Source organism: Phormidium sp. FACHB-592 (assembly GCF_014695795.1).
GTDB lineage: Bacteria > Cyanobacteriota > Cyanobacteriia > Leptolyngbyales > Leptolyngbyaceae > Stenomitos.
On the sequence record NZ_JACJOZ010000062.1, the window covers coordinates 69588 to 79657 of the forward strand.

Annotated in this window: 8 protein-coding genes; 6 read left to right on the forward strand and 2 right to left on the reverse strand. The window is 46.7% G+C overall.

Features of this window, described 5'->3' with window-relative positions:
* The first annotated feature begins 247 nt into the window (after positions 1–247).
* Both H6F86_RS16720 and H6F86_RS16725 read left to right on the forward strand, forming a co-directional pair.
* Complete coding sequence (locus H6F86_RS16720) at positions 248–1210, forward strand: hypothetical protein (protein WP_190449869.1); 963 nt, start codon at positions 248–250, stop codon at positions 1208–1210.
* Positions 1207–1452, forward strand: a complete 246-nt coding sequence (locus H6F86_RS16725) for a hypothetical protein (protein ID WP_190449870.1) — start codon at positions 1207–1209, stop codon at positions 1450–1452. The genes H6F86_RS16720 and H6F86_RS16725 overlap by 4 nt, the downstream gene beginning before the upstream one ends.
* Before the next feature lie 164 nt (positions 1453–1616).
* Here the strand turns inward: H6F86_RS16725 and H6F86_RS16730 are convergent, their stop codons facing one another.
* Positions 1617–2792, reverse strand: coding sequence for a site-specific integrase (locus H6F86_RS16730; protein ID WP_199305328.1), 1176 nt, complete (start codon positions 2790–2792; stop codon positions 1617–1619).
* Between the two features lie 294 nt (positions 2793–3086).
* On the opposite strand from H6F86_RS16730, the gene phnD reads away from it, so the two are divergent.
* Together phnD and H6F86_RS16740 are read left to right on the forward strand one after the other, a co-directional pair.
* The gene (phnD, locus tag H6F86_RS16735) at positions 3087–3983 is read left to right on the forward strand and encodes a phosphate/phosphite/phosphonate ABC transporter substrate-binding protein (RefSeq protein WP_190449871.1); all 897 of its coding nucleotides are present in this window, start codon (positions 3087–3089) and stop codon (positions 3981–3983) included.
* A 72-nt stretch (positions 3984–4055) separates the two neighbouring features.
* Complete coding sequence (locus tag H6F86_RS16740) at positions 4056–5954, forward strand: ATP-binding protein (RefSeq protein ID WP_190449872.1); 1899 nt, start codon at positions 4056–4058, stop codon at positions 5952–5954.
* A gap of 291 nt (positions 5955–6245) precedes the next feature.
* On the opposite strand, the gene H6F86_RS16745 is transcribed toward H6F86_RS16740, so the two are convergent.
* The gene (locus H6F86_RS16745; protein ID WP_199305329.1) at positions 6246–7382 is read right to left on the reverse strand and encodes a diacylglycerol kinase family protein; all 1137 of its coding nucleotides are present in this window, start codon (positions 7380–7382) and stop codon (positions 6246–6248) included.
* A 383-nt stretch (positions 7383–7765) separates the two neighbouring features.
* Between H6F86_RS16745 and H6F86_RS16750 the strand changes: the two genes are divergently transcribed.
* Both H6F86_RS16750 and H6F86_RS16755 read left to right on the forward strand, forming a co-directional pair.
* Positions 7766–8320 (forward strand): CAP domain-containing protein, encoded by a 555-nt coding sequence (locus H6F86_RS16750; RefSeq protein WP_190449873.1) that lies wholly within the window; start codon positions 7766–7768, stop codon positions 8318–8320.
* A 275-nt stretch (positions 8321–8595) separates the two neighbouring features.
* A complete protein-coding gene (locus tag H6F86_RS16755; RefSeq protein WP_190449874.1) occupies positions 8596–9882 on the forward strand; it encodes an ABC transporter substrate-binding protein in 1287 nt (428 codons plus the stop codon).
* Positions 9883–10070: the final 188 nt, after the last annotated feature.

Here is a 10070-nt window from a genome sequence, read left to right on the forward strand (position 1 = left end):
GCGTCAATTTCAGGTTAAGCGTACTACCTTCTCAAAACGTATCCAGCGTCAAGTCTTCGGGCAAATTCCAGAGAACCTGCAAGTCTTCCTGTTATGAAAACAGAGAGCTTTGTATATTTTGTTGAGCTTTGCGAATGTGTCGGCTGTTCTAAGCCAATGTAGCGCACTTCGGATTTGAATTCGCCTAGCACAGAAAACCCCGCCTTACTTCAGTTAGCAGCGGGGCCAATTTAACTATGGAGCAATTATGACACATTTTGAAACCAACGGTACGCCTTTCAAAGCGCAAAGCAGCCAAAACAAAAAGACTTTACCTCACTACCGAATGACTTTCCAGCAGGCTTTAGAAGATTTTAGAGACGGACTAATAACTCCTAGAGGAATCCTTTATTATTCTGTCGCTACCACTCGTAAGAAAGGTTTTAAGAGAAGAATTCCTGATATTCAGGAATTTTGCGCTCTTGTAGGAATCAGCGTTGCAACCTACTACCGCGCCTTAGGCTATCTTAAGGGCAAAAATCGCCTTGATATGGACTCGGTCGGTGGAATGCAGCTGTGGATACCAACCGAGGAAAAGCTTGAGACTAACAGCACACAACACGATTTGCAGCATTGCGAGACTGTTTCACAGGACTGCGAAAATTTGTCGCAGCATTGCGAGACTGTTTCACAGGACTGCGAAAACTTGTCGCACTTAAGAGAATCGAAAACACTGAAACTTATTCCTAGCAGGCTTTCTGGTAATCCTCCAGATCCTTATTATCTTCTTTCCAACTCTTCTTCTCCTTTGTCTCAAGCGCAGAGAGAGAATCAAGATCTAAAGATTAAAAGCAATTGTTTATTTGCAGGCGGAGAAATCTCTTTGGCTTACAAAACTTGGCTTCTAAGCAAAGCGAGTAAATTGCCGGAGTACCCAATTCTAATTGAGCTATGGGTCGAGAAGCAAAGCCAGAAAGAGGCAAATCAAAGAGAGTTTCTTGAAGACTTAGACCCTAAGAAAAGAAGGAGTGCTGTGCTGGCTGCTCCAGACTTTTTTCAAATCGAAGGCGCTTGCTTAGCAGCAATGGTTGCTGGTGACAGGGAGTGGGTGAAAAGCAAGTTGCAAGGGCTTTGGAGTGACGACTTCGTTGATTTGCTGCAAGAACTACTTGAGCTCCATCAAAATTGGGGCTTTGTTGTAACCGTTAACGGTATTGAGGATATTCAGTGAAACCGAAGAAGCCCAAATTTAATCTTCCTAGTAATACCGAGCTGGTTACGATACAGCAAGCATCACTGCGCTTGGGCAAAGGGTTTAGCCGCCGAAGTATTCTACGTCGAATTGACGAGGGCGAATGGGAGGAGGGCACCCATTGGATTGACGATCGCAGAGTAGGCAGTGTCAAACGCATGATCAAGATCAATTTGACAGCGGTTATGGAGCTTCGGGGCATCCCTAGTGCATACCGCTAGCTAATAATGGCACACGCCCATCATTAGCTAGCTCTAAAAACGTTGTAAGCTCTCCAAGAAGTTTACCAATCAATCCAAACTCTGTAGGTTTATATTTCCGCTATGGGAATATCGAATCTAAGGAGAAGAGATGCTTAGCGCTTTACAGTGGCATTGGGATATGTTCAGTTGTCCTTCAAAGTGGTTGGCGGCAACGGGCGATCACTTCGATAGATAAGTCGATCAAACACCTTCCGATAGGTAGCCTCATCAATCCACGCCCTGTAGGTTTTCTTGTGAATTTCCGGTGCGTGACCCATCAGCTGAGCGCCTAAGTCAACACCTAGGTCAAATTCAAAGCACCGTCGTGCATAGCAATGCCGCAAGTCATACGGTCGAAACGGTAGCTTGTTCTTATAAAAGAACCCTGACACCTTCGCACCCAGCTTCGTATTCCCAGCCATTCCCAAGATTTGAAGCGGTGGCAACACCCGATCATGCAATACCCATGCATCCGCCCACTCAGGGTAAAGCGGATAGACAAACCGCGCTCCGGTCTTCGTTTCTTCCAATACCCGCAACATTGGAAAGTCGGTCATGTCAGTATGAAATACTTCATGCGGACGCAAACCATAGCAAGCGATCACCATTGCCACCCATCGCCAGCCAGGATTCTTGATCGATTGAACCACTTGGGCAATCAGAGTATCAGAAGGCAGCAGTCGAGGATTCACAGAACGCGCCGAGTAATTCCCGGTAAGCTCTGATAAATTCACCTCTAAACCCGCGAGTTTCGCTAGCTTTGCTAATGCCTGAACTGTGCGACGGCGTGGTTGACTATCGGCTGTTGTAGCGTTAATCGCATCTAGCAGAACCTGCTCTGTCAGTTGCTGATCGGAGGGAAGTTTCACAAACACCCGCTGATAATTCGATTGCCATGTCTCCTGAGACTTCAGCGATCGTGCCCGACGCTGCCAATAATTCTGCTCATAACGCTCTACCCAGTAGCCCACAGTGCCTAACGGCGACACGCGATCGCCCAGCCAATCAGTCCAATCAAACTGCTTTAAATTCAATTGAGCGCCCATTAGGCGCGCCTGCTTCTCGGCATGTTGCACCCCGGCAGGATTAGCATTCACACCCAGCGCTAATTTTTGCCGATAGGGCTGTATTTGCAGTGCACCTGGCTTAGGCGGAAATGTGCCACGTAGCCAGAGCATACCGCCACGACGTTCGATGCTGACGCGCACTTTAGAGGCTTTTAAGCGTCCGTTAGCTTGTGCGATGCGACCATCAATATCAACTGCGCTATTCTGGGGTGTAACCAAAATTGTGACCAAATCACTGGCTAATTTTGGCACAAACTGACTGAATTAGGCACAAGTTGACATAATCAGCGTGTACCTTGCAACCGTTATGTAGAGCCGAAACGAACGAAGGCGGCACTCGGATTTGAACCGAGGGTGAGGATTTAGGCAATCCCACCTCCCCTTAACCGCTTTTTGCGACACAACCTTGAAAAGTGCGCTTTAGAACGCTGGTTTCCACTTTTTTCAGCTATCCTGTTGCTGATCAACAGCAAAGTTTGGGCACTTTGTAGGTGTATTGCAACGGCAAAAACTATGAAACGTCGTCATTTCCTCTCAGCCAAAACTATGAAACGTCGTCATTTCCTCTGGGCTAGCTTATTAGTTGTTGCAGGTTGTACGACCGCCACAAGCACCTCAACCAAGCAAGCTTCTACGTCAAAAACGATCAAGCAACCGGAGAAACTGCGCTTTGCAGTATCAGATGTGAAAGGGCTTGAGGATTTGCAGAAAGACTATGGAGTCTTGCGGACTCTCTTAGAGGAAATTTTAGAGAAGAAAATAGAGTTTTTTCCTGTAGAAAGCTACATTGCTGCTGCTGCTGCACTTCAGCTTAATCAGGTTGATTTGGTGTTTACGGGTCCATCAGAATATGTTGTGATGCGTGCTAGAACGAATGCTATTCCAATCGTAGCGATCGAGCGTCAGAAATATTACTGTGTCATTGCAACAAAACTAGGCAGCGGGATTCAGTCGGTTGCAGAGTTAAAAGGTGGGAAGACGATCGCCATGTGGGACGTTGGTTCAACTAGCGGTCACTTAGGACCAACCAAACTATTGATTGATGCCGGTTTAGATCCCAAAACAGACCTCAAAATTCAGTTGTTGAAAAAGCAAGGATTACCTGCACTTCAGAAAGGCACCGTTGCTGCTTGGGGTGGCTCGGTCAGCCGCTATGACAAGTTTCTTCAGTCCAACGGGCTGTCTGAAAAGGACTTTCCGATTCTTGCTAAGGGTCCTACCTTACCTGCTGATCCATTTGTGGCAAGCAGTCAGCTTGACCCAGCTTTTGTGGAGCAAATTCAGCAGCGATTATTGCAAAATCAGAACCAGATATTGAAAGCGATCGCCCTTGCTGATGGCAACAAGTTTGAGGGTGCCAAGATGGTGCAGGTGAATGACACCAACTACAACATGATTCGTGATGTTTATAAAGCCATTGGACAGGGCAACTCTGTTTCTTAATCGAGCAACTTTTTATCATCTTGCTTACATACCAATTTCGCTGCCTGCAACAATTTATAAGGCTAGCTTTCCATGCTCTTTCAAGCAATTCAACATTTTGTAAAAAAAGCGGACAGCCCTTCTGCGCTTTTCTCCATCAAGCACACTCAACAAACGCCTTTACTCAAACAACTGAGCCAACATTGGAGCATTGCCCACAAAATCAGTGCTGGCTATGCTTTATCAATTGGTATAGCCGTCTTGGGAACAACCATTGGGTTAGTGACCGGAGATTACTATCAGGGAAAAGCCCAGCAACAGCAGGCACTTACAAACCAGCAGCAACACCTTTTGAGTGAGCTAGAGAACACAGTTAATCTGATTCGGATTCATCCGCAACGGCTGATGGGGGTATTGGGAGAATCAGTCTGGTTTGACTATGAAAAAACCAGGTTTCTGGGTTCAATGAGTCAGGTAAAAGCCCTGCTAGTCGAATTTGAGTCTTTCACCGACCAACATGCCACTGCCTTGGCAATTGATGCCCAGGCATCAAAGGACTTAGCAAAAGGTTATGCAGTTAATATTGAGGCATATCGGCAATTGACAGAAGTTCTGTGGCAGCAGTTGCAGCCTACAGATTTAACAGCAACAGAAATAGCCGCCGCACAACAACAGCTTTTAGCGTCATTAAGAAACCCATCCTCCAGCAAAACCAACATTGAACTAGACCGCTTAACAGAGAGCTTGACTCGACTTAAAGCTGCTGCTGAAGCGCAACATGAGCAAGCGATCGCTCAGATGGCACAAGCTGAAGCACTGCGGATGCAAATTGTCGTAGGGAGTATGCTGCTCTCTGTTGTCATGGCAGTAATGTTAGCGGTAATTACTTCGCGCGCGATCGTCCGCCCGCTTCAAGCCGTGACCAGATTTGCAAAAGCAGTAGTTCAAGAGTCCAACTTTAAGTTGCAAAGCCCAATTAGCACACAGGATGAAGTAGGGTCACTGGCAACTTCATTGAATCAATTAGTGCAGTGGGTTGGAGAATACACCAGTGCCTTAGAACAAGCTCGTCACACAATGGAAAAGCGGGTTGAGGAGCGTACGCAAGATTTAACTGAAGCACTGCAAGAACTTAGGCAAACTCAATCACAATTGATTCAAAGTGAGAAAATGTCTAGCTTGGGTCAGCTAGTAGCTGGTATTGCCCATGAAGTTAACAATCCCATTAATTTCATTCACGGAAATCTCAAACACGCTGATGAATACTCCCAGAATTTGTTAGGGTTGATTCAACTTTATCGGCAACAAGACCTACAGCCAACGGCGGCAGTGCAAACCTATGTTGAGGCGATCGACCTAGATTTTATTGAGGAAGATCTGCCTAAGCTCTTTGCCTCTATGCAAATGGGAACTGAACGCATTCGGCAAATTGTCTTGTCATTGCGCAATTTTTCTCGTCTGGACGAAGCCGAAATGAAACCTGTTGATATTCATGAAGGCATCGAAAATACACTGCTGATCCTTAATAATCGTCTGAAGCAAGGCATTCACCTGATAAAGGAGTATGGGCCTTTGCCATTAGTGGAATGCTATCCAGCCCAGCTTAATCAAGTATTCATGAATTTGATTGCAAATGCGATCGATGCACTAGAAGAACATCAGGTGACAGCTACAGCAGGCAGTCTAGACAATGCTCAAGCCTCAGTTTCCCATGCCCAGCCTTCAGCCCCTAGCATCACCATTCGCACAGGGCAAGTCGATCAGCATCACGTTTCCATTCAGATTAGTGATAACGGTCCCGGCATTTCACCGAATGTTCAAGCGAAGCTTTTTGATCCTTTTTTCACAACAAAATCGATCGGTAAAGGCACAGGGCTGGGACTCTCTATTTGCTATCAGATTATTGAAAAGCATCGAGGAGAAATTAAGGTGTTTTCAGAAATTGGACAGGGCACAACGTTTGCCATTCTGCTGCCGCTACAAGGGGGATGATATTTTTTTGATGGCTTAGCGATCGTCTGCCACACTGCCAGGAACCAGTCATAAAGGCCTTTTTTGTTTGTTATAGCAGTTGAAGAGAGCGTTAGGACAGACATAAACCTTGAAACTTCCTTTGAGCAAGGGCTTCGATTCATCCCTTATCCTTCGTCCTTCATCTTTTGCTATAGTGTCCAGCGATCGCGCATGGTAAAACACTCCATTTGAGTTTTGTCTCAGTAGGATCAGTAGTTCAGTTTGAACACAATTTTCAAATGTGTTTTTATGCATCTAAGTGAATGGCTCTTATTCGTCCTGAGGTTCATCTGCCTTAGCAACAGGCAGAGCGATCGGTGGATTGAGATCATCTTTGCGCTTGTACGTTGGAGTATCTGTAGCAGGAACCATAACCTTGAGTGCCTGCGCCACAACCTTAAGTGTGACTGGCAGCGTTCCCAGCGGATGCCCATCAATATGCACTGGTAACGCCGCCCTGGATGTTAACCGCACTTCAGCAACGCGGTAAGTTTCAATTTTAGGGCTGTAGTGATATTGTCCTCGGCTGATAGACCAGAAGTGACGTATCAGTTCCCACTTGCTAAAGTTGCGATAGATGCTAATAGTCAGCAGCCCATCATCAATGACGGCATCGGGAGCAACAGTGAAGCCAGTGCCATAGTAAGGTCCGTTGGCAATCACAACAAGCAGTGCTGAACACTGCAACTTGCGCTGAACCGGCTCTACTCGTCGTCGCAAAAAGCGCAGCCTTGAGGTAGGTCGCTCACGCGCTTCAGCAATGGAGCGGTCAAATTGCATTTGCAGCCACTGTGGTTTGTAGCCCACTGCCAACTGAGCCGCTTGCACCATCCGCCCCCACCGCCCGCCTTTAATTTCTTCGCCTAACGGGAAGAGGGCGGCATCCAGTCCTACACCTGCTGCTTCAAAAAAGTAATGCTCGTTGTTTGCCTGACCCACATCCATGTGCTTCACTTGACCCCGTGCCAGAACTTGGCACGCTTCAGCAACATCCGTCGGCAAGTTAAGACTACGAGCAATATTGTTGTACGTGCCGATCGGTACAATACCTAGCGGAATCGGGGCGTGGAGCAGTCCATTAGCCACTTCGCTTACAGTGCCATCTCCTCCCCCCACTACAACCATGTCATACCCTTCTTCCACTGCCCGTTGGGCAATCAAAGCAGGGGATTCATCTGGACTGGTAAACACAAGGTCAGCGCGAATTCCTTCTGCTTCCATAGCGGCGATGATGTCTGGCAGCTTCATCGGGTTAGGCTCATCATCACCCGACACCGGATTCATGATGAGGCGAACGCGCTGGGGGGGCTGTGAATTGTGCGAACCGTCTGGATGCGAGCCTGCATCGTCTGAAGTTGCCCCTTGGCGTTTTGGCTCAACCGTATTCTGGCTGTTTTGGCTGTCCATAAGCTTGCTGCTTCGGGTGCGATGTTTAAAGGAGCTTAGTTACTTCATTCCTTCTTTGACGATAACTCAGACGGGAGTAACGTAGGCTCCTTCTCATTACTGCAACCCCACGTTAGAGCAGCATCTTTTCAATGTCTCGGTCGCTCAGGGAGACGGTGTAGTAGAGCCGGACGCAGTCACTGAACATTTTGATAGGGAAACGACTGCGAGCAAACATGAATAGGGTTAAACAGCATGATCCAGTACTTTATCTCTTTCCTCAGGTAAGTTGACAGCACCCAGCGAAGCAAGAGCATTGCACCCCGTGAGTCTTTTGCACCAGGGAACAATCGATCGCTGATTTTGTCTGTAAACAGAGAGTATTGATCAGACTTAACATCTTTATGGTTGCAGCCCGGTTCATGCAAGTGTTGGGTTTAATGGCGCTGAGCAGTTTACCAACTGTAATTGCCATCAGCGCTGTAGCAGAACAAGTGCCAGCCTTGTTTCGGCGATCGCAGCCAACGTCTCAAGTCCTTCCGACCACGGAAGCGGCTGAACCATCGATTCCAGCGCTAGAACACGCTGTTTACGAACAGATTAACCAGCATCGAGCCATACTAGGTCTTGCACCACTGCGACTAGATACACGCATCAGCATTGCTGCCCGATCGCACAGTCAAAACATGGCAGATCGACGCATTCCGTTTGGGCATAGTAACTTTCGGCAGCGCGTGCTGGCACTCGATCGCCTTGTCCCCAGCCGCAGAATTTCTGAAAATGTTGCCTATATGTTCACTCACCGCGAAACTGCCAAACGCGTTGTGCAAGGTTGGCTCAGAAGCCCCGCTCATCGTCCCAGTATTGAAGGGCGTGAGTATCGGTTGACAGGCGTTGGTGTGGCAAGAGGTGAACGTGGTGCCTTTTACGTCACGCAAATCTACATCCGCCCCGATTGAGCAAGGACTCGTCGAGATATAAATACAGCGCCTTCAAAAGTCATAAGTAAGGCAAACTTTAGTCATCCGACTCAAGCTCAATGCGAGTTAATAAAGAGTTTGATTCCCTTGCCGAATAGGGCGATCGTCCCCAGTCACGGACTGTATGGCAGATCCTTAAGCGCAGCAGCACTAATCAATGCTCCTTTCATTAGGGAACGCCTACCTGTTCACAATGTCAGAGTATCGCGCTATAGATGAGAAAGAGGGTGGTTGAAGCACGCGATCGATGAGCTATGTCTATAAATTTTAGTTTAAAGCGCGTTGGTTTAAGTGGTTTAGTATGGATGGCGATCGCCTTAACAAGTTGTCGTAATCAACCGATAGCATCACTGCACGAACCACAGGTATTACCCGTCACTATTACGTTAAGCGGGTGGCAAAGTAACCCCAATGAGAAAAAGCTTTTGGATCAAGTCATTCGAGCTTTTGAAGCACAAAATCCTACTATAAAAGTTAAGCATGAAGTCATCAACAGCGAGTATATGGATGTCATTAAAACTCGTTTAATTGGTGACGTCGCGCCCGATGTTTTTTATCTTGATGCGTTTGAAGCACCTTTATTGATGAAATCAAATGTGCTAGAACCATTAAACTCTTACATTACGCCAGCCTTCAATCTTGCTGATTTTGAACCATCTATGGTGAGAGCGTTTAGGCATAACGGTAAGCTGTATGGATTGCCCAAAGACTTCTCAACTTTGGCATTAATTTATAATAAAAAAGCGTTGGCTGCTGCTAATATCTCGCAGCCGCCTCAAATCTGGGATGAACTCTTAGCTACTTCTAAAAGGCTCACTGTTGATCGCGATCGTGATGGCAAGATTGACCAATACGGTTTTGGCATTATGCCTGAGCTAGCCCGACAAGCCTTCGTGATTAAAGCGTTTAATGGTCAGCTTATGGGTCAAAACGGCTATGCTACCTTTGCCGAATCTAACAGCTTGAAAGGGTTGCAGTTAGTGGTTGACCAGTATCATGACGATCGTACGTCTGCCCAACCAACTGATGTAGGCGCAACATCAGGCAGTGAGATGCTAGGGCAGGGGAAAGTTGCCATGACCATTGAAGGGGTTTGGGCATTGCCATACTTCAAAGAAACCTTTCCAGATATTGAGTTTGCCACAGCAGAAGTACCTACCATTAATGGTAAAGCAGGCACAATGGCTTTTACCGTTGCTTATGTTATGAATCGCAAAACTAAACATAAGGAAGCTGCATGGAAATTAATCGCTTACCTAACGGGTACTAAAGGCATGAATGCCTGGGCAAAGCAAGGATTAGCATTACCAGCTCGTCGATCGGTTCTAGCCAGCTTAGGCTACGACAAAAAACCTTTATATGCTCCCTTTGTCAAAGGTGCAGGTTACGCAACAATCTGGCAAGCAGGCGAAAATCTACCAACCATTCGCATGAATTTTAATAATCAATTTGTTAGTGCTTTGTTAGGGGAACAACCGCTACCGCAAGCAATGAAAAAAGCACAAGAAACTGCGAACCGAGAAATTTATTTAGCAAACTAACGAAGGCAGGTTTCAGATAGAGATAATGGCTCTCAATGAAACCGCGTTGCTTATCTTAAGAAACTGTTTGTAAATGTATGTGAAGTAGAAGACAACTACGGTCACAAAGGCGCGATACCAGAAGAGTGACATCTACATGGCTTGAGGATATGAGTCAGCCTTACTACGACAGTGACCTGACCGATGAG